The organism is Autumnicola patrickiae (genome assembly GCF_031846525.1).
GTDB classification, from domain to species: Bacteria; Bacteroidota; Bacteroidia; order Flavobacteriales; family Flavobacteriaceae; genus Autumnicola; species Autumnicola patrickiae.
This window is the reverse complement of sequence record NZ_JAVRHM010000002.1, coordinates 23709-47640: the sequence shown is the minus strand read 5'-3', so window position 1 is coordinate 47640 and position 23932 is coordinate 23709. Positions and strand designations below refer to the sequence as shown.

24 protein-coding genes and 1 other RNA gene are annotated in these 23932 nt (G+C 38.5%); 5 read left to right on the top strand and 20 right to left on the bottom strand.

What is annotated here, in order from left to right; translation table 11 throughout:
- Positions 1–150: 150 nt before the first annotated feature.
- The 11 genes from RM549_RS03015 to RM549_RS02965 form a co-directional block, all read right to left on the bottom strand.
- Entirely contained in the window at positions 151–771 is a 621-nt protein-coding gene (locus RM549_RS03015) for a hypothetical protein (RefSeq protein WP_311680866.1), read from the bottom strand.
- A gap of 622 nt (positions 772–1393) precedes the next feature.
- Positions 1394–1843 carry a hypothetical protein gene (locus tag RM549_RS03010; RefSeq protein WP_311680864.1) on the bottom strand — a complete coding sequence of 150 codons (450 nt, stop codon included), beginning with the start codon at positions 1841–1843 and terminating at the stop codon, positions 1394–1396.
- A gap of 243 nt (positions 1844–2086) precedes the next feature.
- Positions 2087–2413, bottom strand: coding sequence for an RING finger protein (locus tag RM549_RS03005; RefSeq protein ID WP_311680862.1), 327 nt, complete (start codon positions 2411–2413; stop codon positions 2087–2089).
- Between the two features lie 339 nt (positions 2414–2752).
- Positions 2753–3142, bottom strand: a complete 390-nt coding sequence (locus tag RM549_RS03000; protein ID WP_311680860.1) for a hypothetical protein — start codon at positions 3140–3142, stop codon at positions 2753–2755.
- Between the two features lies 1 nt (position 3143).
- Positions 3144–3434, bottom strand: a complete 291-nt coding sequence (locus tag RM549_RS02995) for a hypothetical protein (RefSeq protein ID WP_311680858.1) — start codon at positions 3432–3434, stop codon at positions 3144–3146.
- 115 nt (positions 3435–3549) lie between these two features.
- Positions 3550–4464 (bottom strand): helix-turn-helix transcriptional regulator, encoded by a 915-nt coding sequence (locus RM549_RS02990; RefSeq protein ID WP_311680856.1) that lies wholly within the window; start codon positions 4462–4464, stop codon positions 3550–3552.
- A 10-nt stretch (positions 4465–4474) separates the two neighbouring features.
- Positions 4475–4963: a YqiA/YcfP family alpha/beta fold hydrolase gene (locus RM549_RS02985; protein ID WP_311680854.1), complete on the bottom strand. Its 489-nt coding sequence runs from the start codon at positions 4961–4963 to the stop codon at positions 4475–4477.
- Between the two features lie 184 nt (positions 4964–5147).
- Positions 5148–5828, bottom strand: coding sequence for a hypothetical protein (locus RM549_RS02980; protein WP_311680849.1), 681 nt, complete (start codon positions 5826–5828; stop codon positions 5148–5150).
- On the bottom strand, positions 5825–7429 hold the full coding sequence (locus RM549_RS02975; protein ID WP_311680843.1) for a type IV secretory system conjugative DNA transfer family protein: 1605 nt from the start codon (positions 7427–7429) through the stop codon (positions 5825–5827). Before RM549_RS02975 ends, RM549_RS02980 begins: the two co-directional genes overlap by 4 nt.
- Positions 7430–7440: 11 nt before the next feature.
- Positions 7441–8466 carry a MobB family relaxase gene (gene mobB / locus RM549_RS02970; RefSeq protein WP_311680835.1) on the bottom strand — a complete coding sequence of 342 codons (1026 nt, stop codon included), beginning with the start codon at positions 8464–8466 and terminating at the stop codon, positions 7441–7443.
- A complete protein-coding gene (locus tag RM549_RS02965; RefSeq protein WP_311680827.1) occupies positions 8467–8994 on the bottom strand; it encodes a BfmA/BtgA family mobilization protein in 528 nt (175 codons plus the stop codon).
- A gap of 1220 nt (positions 8995–10214) precedes the next feature.
- Between RM549_RS02965 and RM549_RS02960 the strand changes: the two genes are divergently transcribed.
- Positions 10215–10556, top strand: a complete 342-nt coding sequence (locus RM549_RS02960; RefSeq protein ID WP_311680820.1) for a hypothetical protein — start codon at positions 10215–10217, stop codon at positions 10554–10556.
- A gap of 58 nt (positions 10557–10614) precedes the next feature.
- Here the strand turns inward: RM549_RS02960 and RM549_RS02955 are convergent, their stop codons facing one another.
- The 7 genes from RM549_RS02955 to RM549_RS02925 all read right to left on the bottom strand — a co-directional run bounded on the left by RM549_RS02955 (position 10615) and on the right by RM549_RS02925 (position 16566).
- Positions 10615–11877, bottom strand: a complete 1263-nt coding sequence (locus RM549_RS02955) for a site-specific integrase (protein ID WP_311680812.1) — start codon at positions 11875–11877, stop codon at positions 10615–10617.
- A 259-nt stretch (positions 11878–12136) separates the two neighbouring features.
- Positions 12137–12536, bottom strand: a transfer-messenger RNA (tmRNA) gene (ssrA, locus tag RM549_RS02950).
- Positions 12537–12952: 416 nt separating this feature from the next.
- Positions 12953–14335, bottom strand: a complete 1383-nt coding sequence (gene creD, locus RM549_RS02945; protein ID WP_311680808.1) for a cell envelope integrity protein CreD — start codon at positions 14333–14335, stop codon at positions 12953–12955.
- Positions 14336–14434: 99 nt separating this feature from the next.
- Positions 14435–15205: an oxygenase MpaB family protein gene (locus RM549_RS02940; protein WP_311680806.1), complete on the bottom strand. Its 771-nt coding sequence runs from the start codon at positions 15203–15205 to the stop codon at positions 14435–14437.
- Between the two features lie 38 nt (positions 15206–15243).
- The gene (locus RM549_RS02935) at positions 15244–15528 is read right to left on the bottom strand and encodes a hypothetical protein (protein WP_311680804.1); all 285 of its coding nucleotides are present in this window, start codon (positions 15526–15528) and stop codon (positions 15244–15246) included.
- Positions 15529–15618: 90 nt separating this feature from the next.
- Complete coding sequence (locus tag RM549_RS02930) at positions 15619–15924, bottom strand: winged helix-turn-helix domain-containing protein (RefSeq protein WP_311680802.1); 306 nt, start codon at positions 15922–15924, stop codon at positions 15619–15621.
- On the bottom strand, positions 15925–16566 hold the full coding sequence (locus RM549_RS02925) for a hypothetical protein (RefSeq protein ID WP_311680800.1): 642 nt from the start codon (positions 16564–16566) through the stop codon (positions 15925–15927). It abuts the gene before it with no gap.
- A 117-nt stretch (positions 16567–16683) separates the two neighbouring features.
- Between RM549_RS02925 and RM549_RS02920 the strand changes: the two genes are divergently transcribed.
- A complete protein-coding gene (locus tag RM549_RS02920; RefSeq protein ID WP_311680798.1) occupies positions 16684–17511 on the top strand; it encodes an endonuclease/exonuclease/phosphatase family protein in 828 nt (275 codons plus the stop codon).
- Positions 17512–18021: 510 nt separating this feature from the next.
- Here RM549_RS02920 and kdsA read toward each other — a convergent pair.
- On the bottom strand, positions 18022–18840 hold the full coding sequence (gene kdsA / locus RM549_RS02915) for a 3-deoxy-8-phosphooctulonate synthase (RefSeq protein WP_311680796.1): 819 nt from the start codon (positions 18838–18840) through the stop codon (positions 18022–18024).
- Positions 18841–19025: 185 nt separating this feature from the next.
- Here kdsA and RM549_RS02910 point away from each other — a divergent pair, with 185 nt between their 5' ends.
- From RM549_RS02910 to RM549_RS02900, 3 genes are all read left to right on the top strand, one after another.
- On the top strand, positions 19026–19511 hold the full coding sequence (locus tag RM549_RS02910; protein WP_311680794.1) for a DinB family protein: 486 nt from the start codon (positions 19026–19028) through the stop codon (positions 19509–19511).
- A 315-nt stretch (positions 19512–19826) separates the two neighbouring features.
- The gene (typA, locus tag RM549_RS02905; RefSeq protein ID WP_311680791.1) at positions 19827–21629 is read left to right on the top strand and encodes a translational GTPase TypA; all 1803 of its coding nucleotides are present in this window, start codon (positions 19827–19829) and stop codon (positions 21627–21629) included.
- A 126-nt stretch (positions 21630–21755) separates the two neighbouring features.
- A complete protein-coding gene (locus RM549_RS02900; protein WP_311680789.1) occupies positions 21756–22658 on the top strand; it encodes an EamA family transporter in 903 nt (300 codons plus the stop codon).
- Positions 22659–23202: 544 nt separating this feature from the next.
- On the opposite strand, the gene RM549_RS02895 is transcribed toward RM549_RS02900, so the two are convergent.
- Entirely contained in the window at positions 23203–23886 is a 684-nt protein-coding gene (locus tag RM549_RS02895; RefSeq protein WP_311680786.1) for a cell division ATP-binding protein FtsE, read from the bottom strand.
- Between the last annotated feature and the right edge of the window lie 46 nt (positions 23887–23932).

Genomic DNA, 23932 nt, shown 5'->3' with positions numbered 1-23932 from the left:
AGCTATCCGTATAACTTCTTCAGCTGAGTGAAGTTTCTCGATAATTGTAGACTGGATGTTTTCAAAATAGGTTTCTGCAAGCATTTGATGGTAGGTTGGTTAGACTAATATTCTCAATTAAATATTGCAAATCGGATGGTTGCGCGCTTATTATGTTTCAGAGTAACTTTTGATGAACTCATTTATAAAAAACCTACAGTGTGGCTTTAAGCTTTTTTCAGCGTATGCATTCCATTCTCTCATAATTTCCTTTTCAATATTTTCTGTTTTGCCCAGATCCAGCAGGGCCAGGTCGATCAGTTCCTGGTCTTCGACGGCCCATTCCTTTTCGTTTGTGATTTTACATCCATACTGATCGATGCCGTTTTTCAAGAGATAAGAGGCAACAAGGGTATGGAAAACATCGGCCAGGCCAATTGCTTCCTCTTCATATCCGTTAAAAATTGCATCCATTGCCAGCTCCTCCATGCGCTCCAAGTCGTGAAACGTAAGAGGAACTTCTTCTATGTTTGTAGAGTGGTAGGCATAAACATAGATAGTGCAGAAATGCCTGCCAAAAAAATTAAAGTCATAGATATCCACAGGCTTTGGGAGCAATTCGGTACTGGTGGAACCTCTTCTTTCGTATTCCATGTCTTCGTCCAGTTGTGCCAGCCTCGTACAGAAGGAGCGGCCGGCTGCAATGCTATTTACGAGTACCGGATTATCCACAGAGGTGCCATAATCTTCTATATCTATAGAAGCTTTCTTTAAAAAACTCTTTTCTTCCATCGTTGGGGTTCTCAGAAATTATTGAGTGTAAACTTCGAGTATGGAAAGGAAATAGCTTTATAAAAGCATGGCGCACACAGTAGAAATAAATTTCTCATTTATCAGGTTGGTTAAATTGATAGACTCTTCTGTGTAGGGGCAAAAGAAACTTTGTTGTCTCCTCAAACATAGCCCTTTTCCTACGTAAAGCAAAATAATATGTTAATGCTTGTTAAAATTCTTATACTTTAACATTTTCTGCAGTCTAAAAATAACTGCTGCAGCCGTCCTTTCCTTACGGTTATCCGTAATATATTTCTTCTCTTCCGGTTTAATATTCATAATCAGCTCATAAGATCAGTCCTTCCTGTAGTTTTTGAGTTCAGAGAATATTCTACACAAAACTTCAATAAATAATTGCTATTAAAAGAGCATTTATAGTTGTTTGAACAATAAAAAATATTCTTTTCATCTATTCATAACTCAGCACCAGCTCTTTATGCAGGCCTTATTTTTTAAGCCTTTCTCACCTGTTATGGAAAAGATATTAATCTTTCGGTTTAGGAATTATTCTTTTAAGAATAATCCTTTTCCTATGTAAAGAAAAAATGAAACGTTTGGCGTCATTTAATTTTCTTGTTTATCAGGATGTGCGGCATTGCGTGGCGGCTACAAGATCTTTTATTCGTAGGATGTTATCATCCTGGGGGAGAAGGGATTCATTAAAATTTAGCTCTTTCGGCATGTCCATTAGAAATAAAACCACTTCCAGCAAGTACCCGGAAAAACTATCATTTCCAATATGATCAATATAGACAGCATTTTTCCGAATCTCTGGTGAAAGATGTTTATGCAGCAATGGCTGTAGCCAGATTTTTATTTCCCTGCCGCTTAGATCCATTCTTAACTCTTCCCTGGTAAAATAAAGCCTGAAAATATTTATATCTGATTTCCTAATGCTGGAAACCTCCGGATCAGTTTTTTTAAAGAAAAGGGAAAGTATTGCAAGGGTGTAAAGGTCTGCTTCCATAGTAAAAAAGGAACCTGGAAGGTCGAAAAAATACTTTAAATACTCTATCAATTTATCTTTCATACCTCTTTTAATGCTAATAATTTCGCTTAATAGTTAAATTTCAAGATGAATTTTATATTAAAAAATACCCACCGCGGGATCAGTGGGTATTTTGGTAGTTAAATCAAAATAATCAAGTTAATCAAGTTAATCAAAATCATATTCCCGCTTATGATAATTACATCCTCATCTCCATCTGCTCTTATTTTAATACGAATTAAACTAATGTAAACGACAAAACCTGACGCTTAAAAAAGATGTATTTTATCTCTTTTCATAGCCAAGGTCAAAACATAAACTGGCTGCTCCCACGTTGCCATAGGTGATCAGCAGTTTGTCCTGCCCCCAGGGCAGCTCTTCTTTTAATTTTTTAAACAGCAGTTCGCCTTCAGTTTTTTTCGCATTTTCATCAAAATAAGCAGCAAACTTTTCCCTAAGCTGTTCACTGCAGTATTCAAAATCCTTGATTTCCTCCACATAAATAAAAAGCAGGGCAGGTGAGGTAGTATATCCATCCGGATGTAGTACCGGCTCTCCCGTTACCGGGCAGTAAAAATATTCGAATTCGCGGTCCGGGGTGATTTCAGTCATATCTTTTAAAAGTTAAGGGAGGCAATACTAAAAAATGCTGACGTCAAAACCTGTCGTTGCTTTAAGAAATTGTTGCCGCATTACTTCAGTAGAGATGAGGTGAAACTTTAGCAGGCAAGCTGACTTTCGAGATTCTTTATTTAAATTAGTAATTCTTCTGGCCTGATATTATAGGGAATGCTATTGGTTTTTTCCTTCCAACTTCTGATTGGAAATCCATTGTTCAAGATGCCAGCCGTTTAATATAAGCCTGATCTTTATTGTGGTTTGAATCATCTTCTTTTCTATAACAAAATTCAGCTTACTTTTGCTGCTTTCAATAAGATTTTCTTCTATAACCTACACTTCGCTTAATAACCGGAGAAATAGATTATTTCTCATAATTCCGTTATGCTCTGCCTGCTGTATAATGTCTTTTAGCTTTATGAAGAATTGATGTTCAAACATTGGGATGCTCTCGGAGTTTTCCAGCTGCACCATTATCGTTTTTCGGTTAAATATGTATTTGCAGTAATTACATACTTTGGCGGCAATCTTTGGGGTAACTACAGGAAGCAGAAACACGTAATAGGATTCATTTGATAGGGAAAGAAAGTAGTCCTGATGATTTATTACCAGCAAGGGCGAATAATTTCCCTTTTCTTCAATCAGTTCGAAAAGTGCCTGCTGAATAAACTCTACTTCTAAAAGTCTATAAAGGTTAGTGAAATAATCTTTGGTCATGTTCATTTTATTCCGTTAAGATACCTTCCTTTAAACAATCCTCCCAGATCTCCTGCCATTCATTGCGGTAGGCTTCCGCAGTTTCATAATCGGCATAGGGATGTTCTGTAAAGTCATTAATCAGTACTTTTTCATATTTCTGGTTTTCAGGATTAAAAATATATTCGTACCGGGAATGAAATTCAATTCGCAGTATGTGACTCTTTCCGCGAGGATTCCAGGTATCAATATGAAATGCCTTAATTTTGGAGAGATCTATTGTAATCCCACCATGGGTGACCAGGTAAATTTTTTTCATGTCGTTTACTTTAAACGCTGAGAATTTTAATGATGCTTCCTTACCCCAAAATCAGAAACCAATCCCAATTATCTCAGCGGATATATTTTCAAAACTACAGGTGAAGTATGACAAACTATGTCGTTGAACCGCTGGAGTAATAGCTTTCTAGCGCATTTGTCAGTTGAGCGGCTATCTTATCTCCCAGTTCCTTCGGCTCCATAACTTTAACCTGGTCTCCATAAGACAAAATTTCCATCCTGAAATCATAAGTGGGCCTTATAAAATAACTGAAGCACATTTCCTTTTCATCTTCAGAATTTAACTGCTGACTCTGGTGCAGTGGGAGGGAAGCTACATATTTGCCTTCGCGTGCGGTAAATGCCAGCACCACCTTTACCGGCTCTTCATCGGTGCCGTTAATGATTCCAAAGCTGTCTTTAAATTCTTCGTGGATATTATATTCAATCTTTTTAAATTTTTCTGAAGTGATGCTGAGCTCCTGGATCCTGTCCAGGGAAAAATTCTTGATCTGCTCGTCTTTGGTATCCATGGCTATAAGATACCAGCGGTTGCGGGCTTCCTTTAGTGAAATGGGTTTAACCTTTCTTGTGCTTTGGGAATCTTCGCGAAATTTGTAATACTGAAACTTCACAAGGTTAAGATTCTGAATGGCATGAAGCAAGCCGGCCATATGTTCAGTGCCCAGGGATTTCCTTTTCTCAAAGATGAGGCTGCTGCCCAGGCTTCGGGAAAGCCTGATGGCATTTAAAATTTCAAAATTTTCCCTGAGCCTCTGGGAATGGTTCATCTCGAAATCATCAACAATAAAATATTTATTGTAAGCGCGGTCTGAAGCAATCTCAATTCCGTAGATAGAGGCAATATCCTTTATATCGCGCTGCAGGGTTCTTTGGGATTTTAGCAGGTTTTCTTCCAGTGAATCAGGATCGGACAGAATTTCATCAGAGAGTTCTTCATAGCTCATCGGCCGCTTTTTAAGTAGCGAAATGATCTTGTAGTGGCGTTTTATAGTTTGACGTACAGACATAGGTTTCGTTTTAATAACAAAGTTTGGAAAAGAAAGTTCTTACCTGTTCCCAGAATAGTTCTTGCGGAATGCGGTGCCCAAGTTGGGGATCTGTGATAATTTCCAATTCAGATTTTTTTAAATGCCTGCCGAGAAATTCCATGGTTTCCGAAGGGTTCACCACCTCGTCACTGCCTCCCAGTAGTAGCTGTTTATAAGCCAGGCCTTTTGTAAACCGGGCGCTGAAATTTATTTTCCGGTATTTGATTAGTGGCGGATTGAATAGTAAGGCAAGCCTGCCGATATTTTCTGAAATAATATAGCCGTTAAGCGCGCCCATACTACTGCCGATGATCACGTTAAATTCCACCTCCGGGTATTTGCTCAGGATAACTTTTGGCTGAAGATGCCGTTTTTCATAGTCGATATCGGGAGCGAAGACGCTGCCATATTCTTGCAGGATTTTTCGTTTAGGATTGCTAAGTTTGCTTTCGAGTCCGTGCAGGTATAAAATGTTCATCCTGTAAATTTAGAAGTTTAAGACAAATAAAAGGAGATTAGGCGACAAAAACTGTCGTTATAATAAATCTTTAAATTACAGGAGCTCGATAGGTAAAAAGTTCACATGTTTGCTGTCGCTCCCTCCTTCACTTTATTATGAAACATTAATGTTCTTAGAAGGAATGTCTCGAAGCTAACTTTTCTTACAACGGCTCTCTATAGTCTTTATACCTACTAGTATGCAGGTTGTCCCAATTTCGGGACGGTGGCCTAAATTTTGGATCCTTTTTTATTTCGTCAGCTTTTATTATCCAGTTCCGGGCACAGGCCTGCCAGTCGGTGATCGGATTTTTACCATTTAATTTCCAGCCTATGGCTTCGTAAAAGTTATAGAATTTTTTAGCCTCCAGGGGACTTCTTTTTTCAGATTGAAAATATTCAATAACTACTTGTTCATTTTCTGGACCTGTTTGTTTAAAAGAGTTTATTAAAGGTTTACTTTTTTCTTTATTTAAAGATACCAATTTTTGGACAGGTACCTGTTCAGAAACTGGATAAGTCCTGTTCATTTTTTGATCAGGTAGGGTATCAAATCTGAACATCTCAATGAGGGAACCAATTTCCGGATTATTGGAGGGATGGTATTGAAGATAGCCCCACATTTTTAACTCTTGAAGTAATTTATGATAGGTAGTCCGGGAACGTATTTTGGCCAGGGACATTACCTTTTTGCTGTTTACCATAAGGGTCTTCGGAAAATGTTGCTGGTTCCATAATTCAAAAAATGCCAGGTATAAACTGCGGTGCGAGGACGATATTTTATCATCATCGGAAAATTTCCGCAGTACCCTGTTTAAATGGCTGATATAATTGACTGGTCTCATTTTGGTGATTTTTCAGATTTGTAAATGGCTTTAGCCTCCCTGTATATTTTCTGAAAATTCAATTCCAGATCTTCTAAAGAAAATTTGTGCTTAGGGTCCGGTAATTCCTTGGGCCAGTCGGGCGTGGAGAATTTTACTTTTCGGTCTTTACCATCAGAAAAAGTCACGAACTCGCCCGGTTTTAAGCGAAAGAAAACATCAGCCCTGATCTTGGCCACTTCGCGTTCACTTTTGGTGGTACGGGTATCAAAATTCAGGTTATCACTTTTGCTGACACTGATACTTTTCCGCTTCACAATCTCAAAGAAACTCTCATAGTATTTTGCTGTCTCGGGGTCATTGACCTTTCCGAAGAACTGATAAGACAGATTGCTCAGGATGGCTTTTCCTGCTTCCCTGCCATAAAGGATATCATTTTGTATTTTATCCTGGATTACATAGACCGTAGCAATGTTATAGCTTCGCAGCGTCGCCGGAATACGGTGCATGTTGAGCAGGCGAATTGTGGAAGCTTCCTCCATAAGGATAAACGAACCAAGCCTTTCATGTACACTCATTTGCTTAGTTATACTATGAATTATGGTTGCTACAATGGGGGAATATGCCGATTCAAATTTAGGATTATTCACTACTGAAATCACCCCTGGATTTTCGGAATTATTGATATCCAACGGAATCTCATCTTCAGAAAGTACCATAAAGATCCGTTGGGTGCTTATTTTTTTAAAAGCATTGGAGAGGGTACTTTTTACCGAAGCCGTTTGTCGTTCTGAATCCACACCATTTATAAAAGCATTTGCCATGGCCTGGGAGGTTAGATTAGAACTTAAAAAGTCAACTAACTCGTAGGTCGTTAATTGCTGGAACAATGCGATGAGATGCGGAAGGGTACAATACCCGGGATGATCGGTTTTAAGTTTCCAGATGAGCCCTCCAATAATCCCTTCTGCAGCATCGTTAAAGAACCTGGAACTTCCCGAATACCCGTTTTCCGTTTTTTCTAATAAATTCTCCAGAAGAACGCGGGAAATCTCGTTGACACTTTCTTCATCCTGCATATAGCGAGGCGCAATGGGATTTACTTTATGAAAGATGGTATCAAAGGAAATAATATAAAACGGCATTTTACTTTCCTTGAATAGGGGGTAGGCAATTTTGGAAAGTTCAAAATTTTTGTAGTCATGGATAATTCCGCAGAAAGTATGCCTGCTAAAATGCCTTAGAAATTGAGCAACCACACTTTCCGTTTTTCCACTACCTGCAGCTCCAATGATGGATACCCCGCGGCGGATATCTTTCAGTTTAATCGATCCGGAAGATAGAGGCACTCTGAAAGCGTATTGTTTGGTTAAGCTATCTTTATTAGGTTTGAGCAGCCATTCCTTCAGCAGCACATTGATAAGAAATAATGGGGTCAATAGGCGTATGGAAAGCAGCATAAACATATCAAAGTCGAAGCGGGAAGGAAAACTGATAAAAAACAGCAGAAAAATAAAACTAAAGTTGATGGTATACCCCCAGGAAGTATTTTTCAGGGAGAAGTAAAACATGCCCACGGCCGCAGCATAGCAAAAAAGTACTAAATAAATATTTGACAGCATAACAGATAATTTTAATAGCCGATAGAACTTGCTTTAATTCCGGCTTCGATGATTTTTTTAAGTTGTTTATAAGCGAAGCCCACTTTACTTTGGGGCAGGTGTAATACCGGCAGTTGCAGCCCGGTTTGCCGGATCAGGTTAAAGGCGATCTTTTTCTCGTTAATACCCAGGCTTCTTAAGGATATAATATATTGTTTCGGATCCTTGCTCAGCATTTTCCTGGCGGCATAACTTTCCACATAATTCCTGTTGTACCCAAACATCTTATCAAACGCTTTTTCAGAATTCTGAAAAAACCGGTCACGCTCAAACCCCCGCTTGACCATTTTGCCATGCATCTCCACTTCCGAAGCTTTGTATTTACTACCCGGGGAAAGACTGTAGATATTTGAAGCATCTTTCCTGCTTACAATGATGTGGATATGGCTTTGTAGCCCTTCCTTTTTCATTCCCGGTTCCACCACCTGTCCGCGGATTTTATAAGGAGCATCCCTAACCAGCTTTTGGATCTCATTTTCAAGTTGCCGGGTATTTCCAGGAATTTCTCCCCGTTCCACCTTCCGAAGCTCATTTTTTAAATGCGCAATTTGATTGCTGTAAGGCTTATTCTCCCGAATAGCTACATCATTACTTTTATAGGTTCGCTCATGTTCAATTTTGGCGAAATATTTAATGTCGTTGACGCTGATGGGCCTCCCGTTAATCTCCCGGTTAAAGGAGTCGGCATATTCTTTCATGGTTTCCCGGACAAAAGCCCGGAGTTTCTCAGGATTATTATGAATATGTTTTAATTCATATTGGCTGGGATTGATGGTGATAGAATAATATTTAGGTTCCTTGAGTTTTAATTTAGCTGTATTCCCATCAATCTCTTTAATTACCTCATACGGCCGTATGTTATCTCCATATTGATTAAAGAAATATTCCTTTTCCAACAGGTTTTTTCCTTGGTTTTCTTTTTCCAGGTAGCTCACAAAATCCCCTGCACTTTGTGAAAAAGCACCGCCTAATTTCTGAGGAGAGATAGTGATATACATTTAGACTTTATGTTTTATGGCAATCTTAAATTGTTCAAATGCTGTTCGGGGGATGTTCAGTTTTAGGTAATCCGCACCAAAAGTGTTTCCTTTTATTTCCACATGCTGTAGCAGGTACTCCAGGTCCTTTTTTGTAGCTTTTAATACCTCCTGAAGCCGGGAGATTTCCAATTCTAATTGTTCCTGGGTTTTTTCATTGTTGGATGCAATCTTTTTCTTTTCAATTAATTCAGGTTTTGGAACAGATCGCCCTTCCATAAGTAATTCTAGCATTAACAAACCTGGTTTGGTCTGGGTCTTTTCAATATTTTTAAGGATGGCTATCACGGCATCGATCCTTTTTTTTATGAGCTGTTCCAGGCTTACTTTTGAAGGCACTAAAGTCTCAAAAGGAGAGAGGTTATTTTTCTCAAAAAAATCCAGTACCAGGTCTAAGGTTTCGGAGGGGTTGCTATTGTTCTTTTTAGAGAACTCCCGGAACCTGTTTGCCGTACTTACTTTTACTTGAAGTCTTGATTTTGTCTTCATGGCTACTATTTTTACTTCTGCTGGCTAAAGCCCTCCTGATTTTACTGGGCTTTCTAGAGGAAGATATCCATCAGAGTGGATACTTTCATATTTTATAAATTTTCAACTACTTTAAAATCAATATTTTATAGATTTTGGAAATCGAATGACATCGCCCAGCGTGTCATCCTCTTGCTATTCGATTTCGTCCCGCAGGCGGGACAAAATTTTCATACAAGTTGGTTTGCACCAACTGCATTTCTTTTAAGGGAATGCAAAAAATCCCTCTATTATTCTAATGGGTTAATTATTTAGTGAAAGTCAAATCAGTGAGATTTCCATTCTTGATACTAAACAGAAAATCACCACTTTAAGATACTATTTCTGCTGATTCAGTTAAAACGAATTATTCATGAAATTTGATGTCAATTGATCTCTATTGCTATCAAAACCTTCAATTCTTACAAAATGAAAAAATTCGAAACGGCAGATTTTCCATTTTAGAAGCTATAAACCCATCTTAAATTTCCACCCTTAACCTGAAAAAAACCTATTCAATTTTGCTATACCTGACCCGCCAATAAATTTATTTTTAAATGATTTACTTATTATATCCAGAGCATTTTCCTTTTTTTGTTTTTTTAACATCAGACTAGATCTATATTTTGAGATTTGGAATTGATTCTACTTTTTCCTTATGGATTTACTTCCTACAGAGCCGTCACATTACCTTTTTTGATGCTTTTGTTTTACAACATCCGGGTTTGGTAAAGCGTATAAAAAGAGTAGGCGAAGCCGGAACGGCTTTATGCCGCTGTCCAAGAGAGGATGTTGTTATTTGCGTCTTAAAAAGGGATGGCTGTGAGGATGAAATTTGAACAAGGATTAGGAAATATCCCTATTTTTCTTTGGGAAAGAAAAGCTATAAGTCTAAGTTCAATCTGGCGGACTTCATCGCAAAATTTCGAGCTGGAATGAAGCGTTCCGATATTTTCATCGGGTTAGCGGAATGGAAGTCGAAATTTCTTCGATGGTGTCCAAGACTTTTATAGAGAAGCGCTTTTGCCGGAATGAAGCTTTTGCGAAATGCAGCGGAAAAGGGCTGAACGGGTATTCACCTTTTATAACCTAAGTTATGACGGGATTGCCGCTAATATGATATGACCTTCCACCCAATAAACTGTATTATTTAAAAGTAAAAATATTACTTTTAAGCAATTGGCACGTAAATTAAAATACTAATGTTAGAATTGGGGAAAGTTTATTTACCAACCTTGCTGTCTTATGATCCGGAAACCAACAAAGTATCATTGGAAATGCCAGATATCCATACCCCGGACTATTTTAAGAACATAGATTATTCGTTACAATTGGCTTTTAGTGGCAGTAATGTTACTATCATGTACTATGGTGAGAATGACACTTACCTCTCTCAAATTCTTCATTTTGAAGATTTTTGCATTGCCAGTGGTAATTTAGAATCAGAAAGCTTCGGTAAAATCCAGGAAAGGGCCTTGAGAGCCTTGGGTAACTATATTACAGACCCTCAAAGGGAGGTACTAGATCTTTTTAATGAAGAGTAGGCTAAATTACAATCAGGTATTGACAAGCTTTGTGACCTGGAATGAACAGAATAACACGCTATTTTTTCTTCTTAGAAGAGGGTTTATCTGAATCTTTATTTTCCTTTTCTTCTAGTTTTGCTCTTAACGCTTTCATATCATCACTTATTTTTCTATCCACAATTTTGGCATAGTGCTGGGTAGTTCTAAGATCTTTATGACCTAGCATTTTACTCACCGATTCTATTGGAACTCCATTAGTTAAGGTAATGGTGGTGGCAAAGGTGTGTCTAGCCAAGTGGGTGGTAAGGGATTTTTTTATCCCGCACATCATTGCTATTTCTTTTAAGTAGGCGTTATATCTTTGATTACTGGGAACCGGAAGAATACAATGCTTATTCTTAACTCTGGGATAATCTTTATAGCGTTCGATGATTTCTTCAGCTATGGGAAGTAAAGGAATGCTGCTTAAGGATTTAGTCTTTTTTCTTTTTGTTCTTATCCATTTTCCCCCATCGAGACCCTTTGTAATATCATTTTCAGTAAGTTTTTCAACATCACCATAAGCCAACCCGGTATAACAACTAAAGACAAATAGATCTCTGACAACTCTTAAACGGTCAAAATGAAGTTCTTTTTCTACGAGAGCCTTAACTTCATCTTCATTAAGGAATTCGCGCTCCACAGATTCAAATTGTACTTTATAATTATAAAAAGGATCCCTGTCCATCCATTGATTGGCAAGCGCAATGCGGATGATCTTCTTAAAGTTGTTGACATACTTCAGGGCAGAATTGTGATTGCATTCTCTTTCCGTTTTTAAAAAATATTCAAACCTGGTGATAAATTGATGGTCGATGTCCTTCATCCGGTAATCGTCAGACCTGTAAACTTCATTAATGAATTGTTCTACATGATTGTAACAGGTCCAGTAGCGCTTAGCAGTGCTCTTAGAAATACTTTTTCCGGAAAGGCGGTCCATTTGCTCGTTGTGCTCTTTGAAAACTTTCAGGGCCATTTTAGAATTATCCTTGTTCTCGCCTTTCAATTCTCTGATCAATGTGGTTGGCGTAATTCGCTGATCTCGGTCTAAAAAATTTTGCTGGATTCGTTTCAATTTATTTTTCAAAACGTCCATGTAGTTATTCACTTCCTGAGCTTCTTGGCTGCGCCCCATCATTTTTTCGGAAGTAGAATTCCATTTTCGAGGGTCAACTTTTCTTCCAATGCTCATGTCAGATCGCTTGGAATCGACCGTTACTCGTAGGTAAATATCACTTTCTGTTGACTTGTTGCTACGACTTTTTCTGGTGTAAAATGATACGTGATGATAAGTGTCCATAATTTCAGCTTTAAAATGAGTGATTAATGTACATTATTTTACCATGTCATTTAAAACTTTATGATTTTTTAAAGAACTGGAATAAAGCGGATTATGGGCTATTTTAGACTCTTCAGTGTGCAATTTTTCATTGATTATAGTGCTCACCGAATTGCACACAAATAATTTGATATCAATTGATATTAAACGACATCATTAAAAATGAAAAACCCCGTAAATCCTAGGATTTCGGGGTTTTTGATTGAGTTTGCTACTCAAAAAGTGGAGTCGGAGGGGTTCGAACCCTCGTCCAAACAAGCAATTCAGATGCTTTCTACACGCTTAGCCTTCGTTTGGTTGTCGATGCAAAGCCGGCCGAAAACCACCAACTTTACACGTATCCTCGCTTAGATTTCGAAACTACATCAAGGCCCTGCAGTTCCTATATTTACTTTATCGGTGCCTCTGTTGTGGACGCCGTAAATCAAGGCTTCCACGAGACATCTTGGCTCCCTGCCTTGCAGGGACTAAGTGTAACCTACTGTGATTCGGTTACGCAGCCAAGGCGTAGTTATTCTCGCCGTTTAAAAAAGTGTGAAATATGAGATTTACGAGCTATATCCCAGCGCTCGACGTGCTTACAACTCAATTAGACTCGCTGTCAAAACCAAGTCGACCCCATTATGTAAAAGAACTTCTTATATATTCTTGCATTTTTCATGCCAAACCGCACTCTCAATTTCACCTTTAACAAGTTCAGGTCTTCGGCGGTCGCGCTTTCCGCTTCTATTCTTTTCTTTTCGCTGTTTCGAACAGAGTCGAATAACAAAATAAAAAGGACTTTCGCTGCAATTCCTAAGGCAGCCTTCCAAATGGCAATTTTCGACCACCTTTCAAATGCGGAATGCAAAGGTACATATAAATATTTGTATCCTTTATCTGCGATTAGAATTATTCAACACCTGTGCTGAATATGATAAATTTGCCACTGTTTACCTCCACAATTGCATTGCCAGAATAATTTGGCTAAAAATGCTTTTTTTTGCCGGGATTAGGCGCTAAATCTGATCAAATTTTGCGGGAAAAGTTCATTAGCTCAATAATTTTCCCAATCAATTTTTCTTGAAGCATACATTACTCCGGCAAGAATCATGAAGAGGCCAATGCTTCCTACTAAAAGGGCATAGCTTTCCAGCTGAATGATGATGTAAATAAAAGAGTAAAGGGCACTAAGGGCAAGCCCAATGAATAAGGGAAACTTCCAGCCCTTTAAAATACTTTTGGAGTAAAGTGTAATCAACAGGATTATGGCAGTTCCGGCAATTAAATAAGCTTTAAGAAAACTGCTGTGTTCTGAAATAGAAATAAGTAACGTATAAAACATAACAAGCCCGAGTCCTATCATTACATACTGGAATGGATGTATGGGAATATTGCTCAACGTTTGGATAAGGAAGAAGAGGAGGAAGGTGAGTCCTATAACCAGGAAACCATATTTTGCTGCACGTTCACTTTTTTGATATTCATCTACCGGAATCATAAAATTTACTCCAAAGGCATATTCTGAGAGATTGGGAAGTGTACTAATAAAACTTTGCGGAAAAGGCCGGTTAATATCCAGGATTTTCCACTTTGCATTAAAACCTTCAGCGGTGATTTTGTCTTCATTATAAGGAAGAAAATTGCCCGTGAAATTGTTAGTTTTCCAGTTGGAGCTAATTTGAGCTTCTGTAATTTTGCCAACAGGAACAAAGCTAATTTGGGAACTGCCGTTAACTGAAAGTTGCATACTGAAAGAAACAGGATTCTTTTGGGGAAGGGATTTTTCTTTTAAAGATTCGCTTTCCATAGAAAACAATTGTCTTTCTGCCCCGGGAAGGGAAGTTTGTTCCTGATATTTAGAGGTGAAATTGTACTGCACATGGCCGAGGCTGATGTTCACCTGTTCATTTACACCTTTTAGGTTAGAAATTTGGAAGATAATCCTGGATTTCTCCCAGATAATATGCTCTTCGGCTATGTCTTCTTCATCAAAATTGGGAACAGAAAAGCTTCCTGTTAATTCGGTTCTACTTTTATACACTGCAGTTTTGTAAATCCCGCGCTTTTTCATTTCGGGGTTTACAAGAGCTTTGATGTTAAGTTCCTTCGGAAGGAAATAAGCATATCGTACTTCTTCAATACTTTCAGTAGTAACTTCTTTTGTTTGGGAGTTAGTAATCGATTTTTCCCGAAAGGTACGGTAAGGAATTTTCAGCACAGGACCATATACCAGCACCTCATCTCCCCATTTATCATTTATTTCTGAAACCACATTCTCCTGGCGAATAGCTCTTTCTCTTATTAATTCCTGAACAAATAGGAGGGGGATGAGTAAGATAAGAATAAGGGCTCCTACCATAAACATTCTTGCGGAAATGGAATTTTTAATCCAATAGATTATTTTACTACCGGTGTTTTGTGATGTTTGATCGTTCATTTTTTGATTGATTTAGATGATGTGTTTTTTCCCCCTGATAGTGGCTTCAATTAATTCTTTCTTTACAAAACTTGACAAATTTTCATGGCGTTCTCAGTTTCAAGCCGGAAAACTGTCCAGTGAGCGTATTTCTTTTTTGTAAGCAGGTGGAAGGATGAGTTGTTTCAGTAGCCAGTCAATTTTTATGCTTCTGCTTATTTTGTAAAAGAAGATCACCGGTTTTAATAAGGAGGTTCTCCAAAACCCCAGGAACTGCCGCACTGCGTATGGACAAATGAGATTTTGGGTTTCTGTTAATAAGCAATAACGGACAAAACCGAGATGTTGCTGATATTGTATGAATAGATCCTCTGTATATTTTCCGTAATAAAGATCCTGTTGCAGGTGTGTTTGGCGCATCTTTTTATAGTTTTTAAAACTGGACGGCAAGTCCTTTAATTTCATGTATTCGCCTACCCGGTAAAACACATGAAATACTTCCTGCTTTTCGGCTAAAGTGAGACTACGCTCCAGCAATTCAAAGGATCTGATGGAATAATCTATAAGCATAAAAAGAACATCCTTGTATGCCCAGTCCGGAATTTTTGCGCCGCGGCTGTTTTCCACTGCGGAATGTATATTGTTAATGCAGTTTATAGCTCGAAGTGCCGATTGTTCTTCAGAAAAAACTATTTCTCTGGCATAAGATACAGTTGAGAAGAGCCTTCCCAGAGGATCAGCGGGAAGCCGTCCCGTAAAATAAAGCCAATCTACCGCTTTGTTAAGTGCAAATTCTGCGGAAGCGCCTACAAAGATAAAAAGGATGGTGTCTCCTTTCCCCCAGATTTGCCGTACTATAGAATCCTTATCTACAAAATATTTTGTCGTCATAACCTTTTAATTGCTGCTGTTTAACTTTCTCCTTTAGCTTAACTTCCTGCGAAAGGAGTTCCAAATATACCCACAGCCAGTTCTGCCCAGATTATAAATAATGTTGCAAGGATAATTCCGCATACAATAATCTGGTTTTTTGTAGTGGAAATCTTCCTTAGAACAAGGTCAATGGCGAGACCGGTGCCAAAAAGAAGTATTCCGGCGACAAGAAAATCGGAAATTGTCCATACCACTTCATCGGTGAATTGCATTGCGATTAACGGAATTAATAATAGTGCTCCAACAATAAGTACAATGGTTAAAAATCTTTTGTTTTTCATGATGATTAATTATAGTTAACAAAATATTAAAGTACTTTGAAATTCAAAGTTTATACATAAAATTTTTTTCTTTTTATTGTTTCTCTGGGATTAACCTCCTTTTCCTGAATTGAGAAGTTTTTCCAGTGCATCCAGATGTTCCTGAAAAGCTTTCCGGCCTTTGTCTGTTACCAGGTAGCGGGTGTTTGGTTTTCGGTTTATAAATGATTTTTCCACTTTTATATATTTTTGTTTTTCCAGAGCCTTGGTATGGCTGGCAATATTCCCGTCTGTAGCACCTAAAAGTTCCTTCAGGGATTTAAAATCAGCAAACTCGTTGACCATAAGAATACTCATAATCCCGAGCCTAATGCGATGATCAAAAGCTTTATTTATGTTGCCGATTATGTTTTTCATCTAAGCTCTTTTTCGCTCATATTTATTGTACATTACCAGGCCATAAATAATGTGAAAAACTCCAAATCCCATTGCCCAAAAGTAAATTCCATAGCCAATAAACTGCGTGGCAATTAATCCGAGAAGCATATTTGCATAACCCAAAGACCTTAAGTCACTAAAGGTATATTTGCTGGCATTCACCAATGACATTCCGTAAAAAAGTAACATGGCTGGGGCAATAAGCCCTACAAGTTCATACTGTAATAAAACTAAACAAAACATTCCACCTGCGCTTAAAGGGGCAAAAAAGTTGGTGAGCAATCTTCGGCTTGTACTATCCCATATTTTCTGATTGTTCTTTTTGGCTTTGCGCGTTGTGAGGAAAATGGCAGTTGCAATAGCGAGTATAAGGACACTAACAGCAACAAGGATTAATTCTGCTCTTAGCTGGGAATCTTCCGTATTCATACTTAAAGCATTGGCGCCTTTATCATAAACGTTACCGTGGCTGGCCAAAAGACTTTTGGCTACCGCTGCGCCTATAATGGCATATACGCCCGCGAAAACTCCCGATAATCCGCTAAGGGAAATAAACCTTGAGGAGCGGCTCATCATTTCCCTGATCTCACTTAGATCATTCAGATACTTTTTGTTTTCCATTATGAAGTACTTTGAATTACAAAGTAAGTGATAAATTTCTTTACTTTTACAATTTCTTCGGGAAAATTTCTGATTGTCCGCAGCACTTTTACCACTTCATCTTTAAGAAAATTTAATATGCAGATTAAATTTTTCCTCTTAATTTTCAATCCTACTGCGAAACCATACAATAAGTTTATGAAGTTAATGACCTACAATATTAAGTATGCCAACGAAAAGGATGGTGAAAACAGCTGGTCCAAAAGAAAGAAGTCTCTAACCAGCCTTATGCAATTCTATGCTCCCGACATTTTTGGCCTGCAGGAAGCGCTGCATGAGCAACTGGATTATTTTAAGGAGCATTTGCCAGGCTATTCTTATATAGGTACTGGTCGTAACGAGGATGGAAAAGGGGAATTGACTCCTGTTTTGTATAAAACAGAAAAATTTGAAGTGCTGGAGAGTAACACTTTCTGGCTTTCTGAAACTCCCGAAAAATATTCCAAAGGATGGGACGCTGCTTATCCGCGTATCTGTACGTATGTGCTGTTTCAGGAGAAAGGAACAGGAAAGAAATTCTGGCACTTCAATACTCATCTTGATCATAGAGGAGATAAAGCGCGGGAAGAAAGCGTAAAGCTTCTTTGGCAAAAAATAGAAGAAGTGAACCTGAAAAATTATCCTGTAATCCTGACAGGGGATTTTAACCTGGAACCGGAATCTAAAAGTATTAAATACCTTTCTAAAAAGCTGAACGACAGCAAAACGATTAGCAAAGAGGCCCCTTTTGGTCCGGATAAAACTTTCAATGCCTATGAATATAATGAGCTACCAATCTCCCGGATTGATTATATCTTTATTTCAGAAGGAGTAGAAGTATCAAAGTACGGGGTGCTGAATAATTCTTATGATCAAAAATATCCTTCAGATCATTTTCCGGTAATGGTGCAACTTCAGATAAAGTGACCTCCAAAAAGTCTGGCTCTCAAAATGACAATTTTCGGTTTAGAGAGAAGTTTCCGTTTAAAGTTTTTTTTTGATTAACTACCAGTATCGATGCTAGCGAGATCGGGCTTATCGGAATGTTACTTAACCAATATTCAGGAAAAAACTACCCAGAGTTATAGAATTACTAACAAGCAGAATCCAAAATGCCCAGAAGGAATAGTTTTTTATGGAAAATTCTTTTCTTCTGACTATTCTATTGAAAACAAACACGAAGAGGAGGAATTGTAAGCCTAAAAAAGGGATTGTTAAGAGCTCCTGAAAAAAACCAATTACAAAATTTTCCAATTTCAGCACGTATTCGTTATAAAACAAAAACGTGAAATAACAGAAAATAGAAATAGCCGAATAAAATATAGTTTCCCCCTTTATTTTTGAAATCATAGCTTTAAGTATTTGTTGACCATTAAGTTAGTGCTTATAAGCTCCGGGGAGACATTGTCGCTCATCAGATCTTCAGTTAAGGATCACCTAGAATCCATTTATAGTCTTCCTAATCGCCACAAGATGGCTCAGTACTTTTTCTAAATGATCCAGGTGGAGCATATTCGCACCGTCACTTTTGGCATTTGCAGGATCAAAATGCGTTTCCATAAATAAACCGTCCACTCCGGTAGCAATTCCTGCCCTGGCGATGGTTTCTATCATATCGGGACGGCCACCGGTTACTCCGCTGCTCTGGTTGGGTTGCTGTAGGGAGTGTGTGACATCCAAAACCGTAGTCGCATACTCTTTCATCGTAGGGATGCCTCTAAAATCAACAATCATATCACTGTAGCCAAACATCGTCCCACGGTCTGTCACCATTACATTTTCGTTGTTGCAGTCGCGGACTTTCGTAACAGCGTGTTTCATGCTTTCCGGACTCATAAACTGACCTTTTTTTAGGTTAACCGTTTTTCCGGTTTCCGCGGCAGCAACAACAAGATCTGTTTGTCTTACAAGAAACGCCGGAATTTGTAAAATATCAACATATTCGGCAGCAAGTGCGGCATCGCTTATTTCGTGGATATCGGTGATGGTGGGAACATCAAAAGTTTCGGAAACTTTTCTGAGGATTTTCAATGCTTTTTCGTCTCCAATTCCGGTGAAACTGTCTATCCTGCTTCTGTTTGCTTTTTTAAAGGAACCTTTAAAAACGTAAGGAATTTCCAGTTTGCTGGTGATTTCTACAACTCTTTCAGCTATTCTTAAAGCCATTTCTTCTCCTTCAATAGCACAGGGGCCGCAAAGCAAAAAGAAGTTGTTTGAATCTGTATTTTTTATCTTCGGAATAGTATTCAGCTTCATTGTGATAGATTTTTGAAATAAATAAAAGTCCAATTCAGGAACTTCTAAAACAAAGATAATAGAATTTAATCTTCTGTTCTTTAATTGGCAGGACGAGAAATTCAGTAAAAAATTTAACGTTCCTGTTAAGATAAGCGTTTTCAAATTTATTGTAAATTCACAAGAATGATCCTAATACTTGTACCATGGATATCCGGGATTTTTTATTGCCCCAGCTTCGGCAGGAAGCGGCTTTAACTACTAAATTCTTTAAGCGTATACCTGAAGATAATCTGGATTGGCGGCCGCACCCAAAATCTATGAGCTTTAAACAACTGGCGAATCACATGGCTGAAATACCTAGTTGGATTACGGCGACCATGGAATTGGAAGAGATGGATTTGGGTTCTTACACAACGCCGGATTTCAGTACGATTCCTGAAATTATTAAAGCTTTCGAAATCAATCTTTCCCAGGCAGAAAATTCCCTTAAAAAGGACGATAAGGAATATGAAAAAAACTGGCGAATGCTCCATAACGGAATTAAAATAATGGAAATGCCACGGCTGGAAATGTTAAGAACGATGGTCCTGGGTCAGCTTCCGCACCATCGTGCACAAATGGGCGTTTACTTCAGGTTATTGGACATTCCGGTGCCTTCTACGTACGGTCCATCTGCAGATGATCGATAATTGCCAAATTTGAGGGTCGACTTAAATTACTTTACTGAATAAGCTTCCGAAAGGGTTAAAATATCTTTTTCGAAGCTAAAAAAGAGGGTTTTTAGAAGCTTTTTCCGGCTTTTTTGTGCAGAAATGAGCATAATTTGCCGCTAATGTTGGTATATTCACTCATTTTTGCCCTTCAGATATAAAAAATATAGCAGTTTGATTTACAGTTTATTGCCCGCATATAAAAGGAATGTCAAATTTTATAATTATCTCCCCGAAGTTTGGTAAATTCCTGAAAAATAGGTGTACATTTGCAGCCTTTTAAAACAGGCTTATATGACAGCTATCAGAAATATTGCAATTATTGCACACGTTGACCACGGGAAAACTACCCTGGTTGACAAAATTATGTACCATTGTCAGCTTTTTCGCGATAATGAAAATACCGGAGATCTTATCCTGGATAATAACGACCTCGAGAGAGAACGCGGCATTACCATTACTTCCAAAAACGTTTCGGTTACTTACAAAGACACAAAAATAAACATTATAGATACTCCCGGTCACGCCGACTTTGGGGGAGAGGTAGAACGTGTTTTAAACATGGCAGACGGAGTTTTGCTATTGGTTGATGCCTTTGAAGGGCCTATGCCGCAAACTCGTTTCGTACTTCAAAAAGCGATTGACCTTGGTTTAAAACCTTGTGTTGTAATCAACAAAGTAGATAAGGAAAACTGTACTCCCGAGGAGGTGCATGAGAAAGTTTTTGATCTTATGTTCGAACTTGGTGCTGAAGAGTGGCAGCTGGATTTCCCAACAGTTTACGGTTCAGCTAAAAATAACTGGATGAGTGATGACTGGAGGAATGAGACCAAAAATGTTGAGCCTCTTCTTGACATGGTTATTGAACATATTCCTGCTCCAAAAGTAGATCTTGAAGGGTCACCTCAAATGCTTATCACTTCTTTGGATTTCTCTTCCTTTACAGGAAGGATCGCTATTGGGCGACTTCAGAGAGGAACTTTAAAAGAAAATCAGCAGGTTTCCCTTGTAAAGCGCGATGGTAGCATTAAGAAAACAAAAATTAAAGAATTACATACTTTCGAAGGTTTAGGCCGTAGAAAGATTGAAGAAGTACAGGCGGGGGATATTTGTGCTATTGTTGGTCTTGAAGGTTTTGAAATTGGTGATACGGTTGCCGATATTGAAAATCCTGAAGGTTTAAAAACCATTGCAATTGATGAGCCTACGATGAGTATGCTTTTCACTATTAATGACTCCCCTTTCTTCGGAAAAGACGGTAAATTCGTGACTTCCCGTCATATTAAAGACCGTCTGTTCAAAGAACTTGAGAAAAACCTTGCGCTTAGAGTTGAAGAAACTGATAGTGCTGATAAATTTATGGTTTTTGGCCGTGGAGTACTTCACTTATCTGTTTTAATCGAAACAATGCGTCGTGAAGGTTACGAACTTCAAATCGGTCAGCCACAGGTAATCATCAAGGAAATTGACGGAGTTAAATGTGAGCCGGTTGAGGAACTGACTATCGATTTACCTGAAAATGTTTCAGGAAAAGCGGTAGAAATGGTGACGATGAGAAAAGGGGAAATGTTAAGCATGGAAGGAAAAGGTGAACGTATGGTTATCCAGTTCCTTATCCCTTCAAGAGGCATTATCGGTTTAAGAAATCAGTTGCTAACAGCTACTGCCGGAGAAGCGATTATGGCTCACCGTTACAAAGAATATCAGCCGTTAAAAGGAGGTATTCCGGAGAGGCAAAACGGTTCTTTGGTTTCTATGGAGAAAGGAAAAGCTATTCCTTATTCTATCGATAAACTTCAGGACAGAGGTAAGTTTTTCGTAGATCCGGGAGAAGATATTTACGAAGGTCAGGTGATTGGTGAGAACTCCCGTCAGGATGATATGGCGGTAAATATTACTAAAACCAAGAAGCTTTCTAACGTACGTTCTTCAGGAGCAGATGATAAAGCGAAGATTGTTCCGGCAATTAAGTTTTCACTGGAAGAAGCTTTAGAATATATTCAGAAAGACGAATATGTTGAGGTTACACCAAACCATATCCGTATCAGGAAAATTCACCTTACTGAAAATGATCGTAAGCGTAATAAAATAATGTAGTTGTAAATATTATATTCTATAAAAGCTGCCTCGGAAACTATTTTGAGGCAGCTTTTTTATGGGATTGCGTTACTGGCCGCAAGGCAGGGCAAATTTCACATCAAAAAGTTTTTACCCAAATAATTAATGAACAAATCAGTATTAAAAGGAGCTATTCTGGTAGGGCTGGGAGCCTGTAGCTATGGTATGCTTACTACTTTTGTGAAATTGGCTTACGAAGAAGGATATACTTCTCACGAAATCACTTTTTCCCAAATGGCACTGGGTTTAGTGGGACTTTTAGTTATAAACCTTTTCTTCGGAAAAAAGAAGAAGGAAAATTCTGAAAAGGCAGGAGCCATGAGCAAGTTTAAGCTTATCGCCGCCGGTACTACCCTAGGTTTAACCAGTACTTTTTATTATCTGGCTGTTAAATACATTCCTGTCTCAATTGGGATTGTGTTGTTGATGCAAAGCGTGTGGATGGGAGTAGTCCTGGAAGCTGTGTTGCAACGTAAGAAGCCCGGGCTTAAAAAAATCCTGGCTGTTCTGGCCATTCTTGCCGGAACTGTGCTGGCTACCAACGTGATGAATGACACATTTTCTATTGACTGGCGGGGCATTGGCTGGGGAATGCTGGCTGCGTTATCATATACAGGCACTATTTATTGCTCAAACACAGTTTCTCTTAATATGCCTTCCCTGCGACGCAGCCTTTGGATGATGGTGGGAGGTTTTCTTGTAGTAAGTGCTATAACGGGGCCATATATTGTGGAAGAATTTAATTTTGATATTCTGATAAAATGGGGTCTGATTCTCGCCCTTTTCGGTACAATTCTCCCACCGTTGCTTTACACTGCTGGTATGCCAAAAATTGAAGTGGGACTGGGGGCGATTATCTCCTCTATAGAATTGCCTGCTGCTGTATTAATGGCCTATTTTTTACTTAATGAACGAGTAGATGTTTTTCAATGGCTGGGGATTATTCTAATACTGATGGCCGTAGTTCAAATGAATCTCAAAAAGAGAAAACGTAGTAACTCTGAATAAAACAGAATATCAATAATTGCCATTTTTGAAGTGCTATCTTAAACTGAATCAGGAAACCGGAGACAAGACTCAGGGTGCCAGGAAACGAATGTCGCCCCGAGCGGAGTCAAGAGGTTGGTTAGAGGCAGTAAACACTATTTTTGTGAAAAAGAACACAATGGGTCTTGACTTCGCTCAAACGGTGAAAGACTTCGAACTATAAACACCGAACTTACTGAAGTCGATAATTGCCATTTTTAAGGCATGGCTTGTTTTATCCTGAAAAAATTTCTGCGGAAGTTCTCAGAGAATATTCGTGGATTCGTGGTGCAACCTAAGGTGGATAATTGCCATTTTAAAACCCTCTCCTTTTTTTGAAACCTGAAACATGAAACCTGAAACATGAAACTCTCCGAACTCCAAACTCTGAACTCCAAACTAGCAGAAGTCGATAATTGCCATTTTGAAGACTTCTCTTTTTCTTCCTAATTTTCTTTAGCGTTTTCCAGAACTGACAACCGACAACTCAAAACTGACAACTTCAAAAAGAATTCCGAACTCCGACCTACACCGTCTTCTGTACCACTTCAAAAACCCTTTGTCCATCGCATTTTAATGTTTTGGAAGGATACTTCAGCAGGAGCGCATAATCGTGCGTAGCCATAAGAATCGTATTTCCGTTTTTGCTGATTTCCTGAAGTACTTCCATAACTTCAACAGAAGTCTGCGGATCCAGGTTTCCGGTAGGTTCATCGGCAAGAATTAATTCTGGATCGTTAAGAAGCGCACGGGCAATGGCAACTCGCTGCTGCTCTCCACCCGAAAGCTGATAAGGATATTTAAAACCCTTGGTTTTCATCCCCACCTTATCCAGAACTTCATCAATTTTACTGTCCATTCCTTTCTGGTCTTTCCAACCGGTCGCCCTAAGCACAAAAAGAAGGTTGTCTTTTATATTTCTATCGGTAAGTAATTTAAAATCCTGAAAAACCACACCAAGTTTCCGGCGTAAAAAGGGGATGTCTTTTTCCTTTAAAGTCCGCAGGTTATAATCAACAATATGGCCCTCACCTTCGGTTAAAGGCAGATCGCCATAGAGCGTTTTCATAAAGCTACTTTTTCCTGTACCCGTTTTTCCGATGAGGTAGACAAAGTCACCTCTGTTCACGGTTACATCAACTTCAGAAAGGATTAGACTTTCACGCTGATAAATAGCTGCATTTTTTAATTCCAGGACTGGTTGAGACATAAAGTATTTTAACTAATGAGATGTAAAATTATCTGTAAATATACAT

Bases quoted from the DNA above. Each gene is read 5' to 3' on its own strand.
- RM549_RS03015 (WP_311680866.1), bottom strand. From the start codon at position 771: ATGGAAGAAAAGAGTTTTTTAAAGAAAGCTTCTATAGATATAGAAGAT.
- RM549_RS03010 (WP_311680864.1), bottom strand. From the start codon at position 1,843: ATGAAAGATAAATTGATAGAGTATTTAAAGTATTTTTTCGACCTTCCA.
- RM549_RS03005 (WP_311680862.1), bottom strand. From the start codon at position 2,413: ATGACTGAAATCACCCCGGACCGCGAATTCGAATATTTTTACTGCCCG.
- RM549_RS03000 (WP_311680860.1), bottom strand. From the start codon at position 3,142: ATGAACATGACCAAAGATTATTTCACTAACCTTTATAGACTTTTAGAA.
- RM549_RS02995 (WP_311680858.1), bottom strand. From the start codon at position 3,434: ATGAAAAAAATTTACCTGGTCACCCATGGTGGGATTACAATAGATCTC.
- RM549_RS02990 (WP_311680856.1), bottom strand. From the start codon at position 4,464: ATGTCTGTACGTCAAACTATAAAACGCCACTACAAGATCATTTCGCTA.
- RM549_RS02985 (WP_311680854.1), bottom strand. From the start codon at position 4,963: ATGAACATTTTATACCTGCACGGACTCGAAAGCAAACTTAGCAATCCT.
- RM549_RS02980 (WP_311680849.1), bottom strand. From the start codon at position 5,828: ATGAGACCAGTCAATTATATCAGCCATTTAAACAGGGTACTGCGGAAA.
- RM549_RS02975 (WP_311680843.1), bottom strand. From the start codon at position 7,429: ATGCTGTCAAATATTTATTTAGTACTTTTTTGCTATGCTGCGGCCGTG.
- mobB (WP_311680835.1), bottom strand. From the start codon at position 8,466: ATGTATATCACTATCTCTCCTCAGAAATTAGGCGGTGCTTTTTCACAA.
- RM549_RS02965 (WP_311680827.1), bottom strand. From the start codon at position 8,994: ATGAAGACAAAATCAAGACTTCAAGTAAAAGTAAGTACGGCAAACAGG.
- RM549_RS02960 (WP_311680820.1), top strand. From the start codon at position 10,215: ATGTTAGAATTGGGGAAAGTTTATTTACCAACCTTGCTGTCTTATGAT.
- RM549_RS02955 (WP_311680812.1), bottom strand. From the start codon at position 11,877: ATGGACACTTATCATCACGTATCATTTTACACCAGAAAAAGTCGTAGC.
- creD (WP_311680808.1), bottom strand. From the start codon at position 14,335: ATGAACGATCAAACATCACAAAACACCGGTAGTAAAATAATCTATTGG.
- RM549_RS02940 (WP_311680806.1), bottom strand. From the start codon at position 15,205: ATGACGACAAAATATTTTGTAGATAAGGATTCTATAGTACGGCAAATC.
- RM549_RS02935 (WP_311680804.1), bottom strand. From the start codon at position 15,528: ATGAAAAACAAAAGATTTTTAACCATTGTACTTATTGTTGGAGCACTA.
- RM549_RS02930 (WP_311680802.1), bottom strand. From the start codon at position 15,924: ATGAAAAACATAATCGGCAACATAAATAAAGCTTTTGATCATCGCATT.
- RM549_RS02925 (WP_311680800.1), bottom strand. From the start codon at position 16,566: ATGGAAAACAAAAAGTATCTGAATGATCTAAGTGAGATCAGGGAAATG.
- RM549_RS02920 (WP_311680798.1), top strand. From the start codon at position 16,684: ATGCAGATTAAATTTTTCCTCTTAATTTTCAATCCTACTGCGAAACCA.
- kdsA (WP_311680796.1), bottom strand. From the start codon at position 18,840: ATGAAGCTGAATACTATTCCGAAGATAAAAAATACAGATTCAAACAAC.
- RM549_RS02910 (WP_311680794.1), top strand. From the start codon at position 19,026: ATGGATATCCGGGATTTTTTATTGCCCCAGCTTCGGCAGGAAGCGGCT.
- typA (WP_311680791.1), top strand. From the start codon at position 19,827: ATGACAGCTATCAGAAATATTGCAATTATTGCACACGTTGACCACGGG.
- RM549_RS02900 (WP_311680789.1), top strand. From the start codon at position 21,756: ATGAACAAATCAGTATTAAAAGGAGCTATTCTGGTAGGGCTGGGAGCC.
- RM549_RS02895 (WP_311680786.1), bottom strand. From the start codon at position 23,886: ATGTCTCAACCAGTCCTGGAATTAAAAAATGCAGCTATTTATCAGCGT.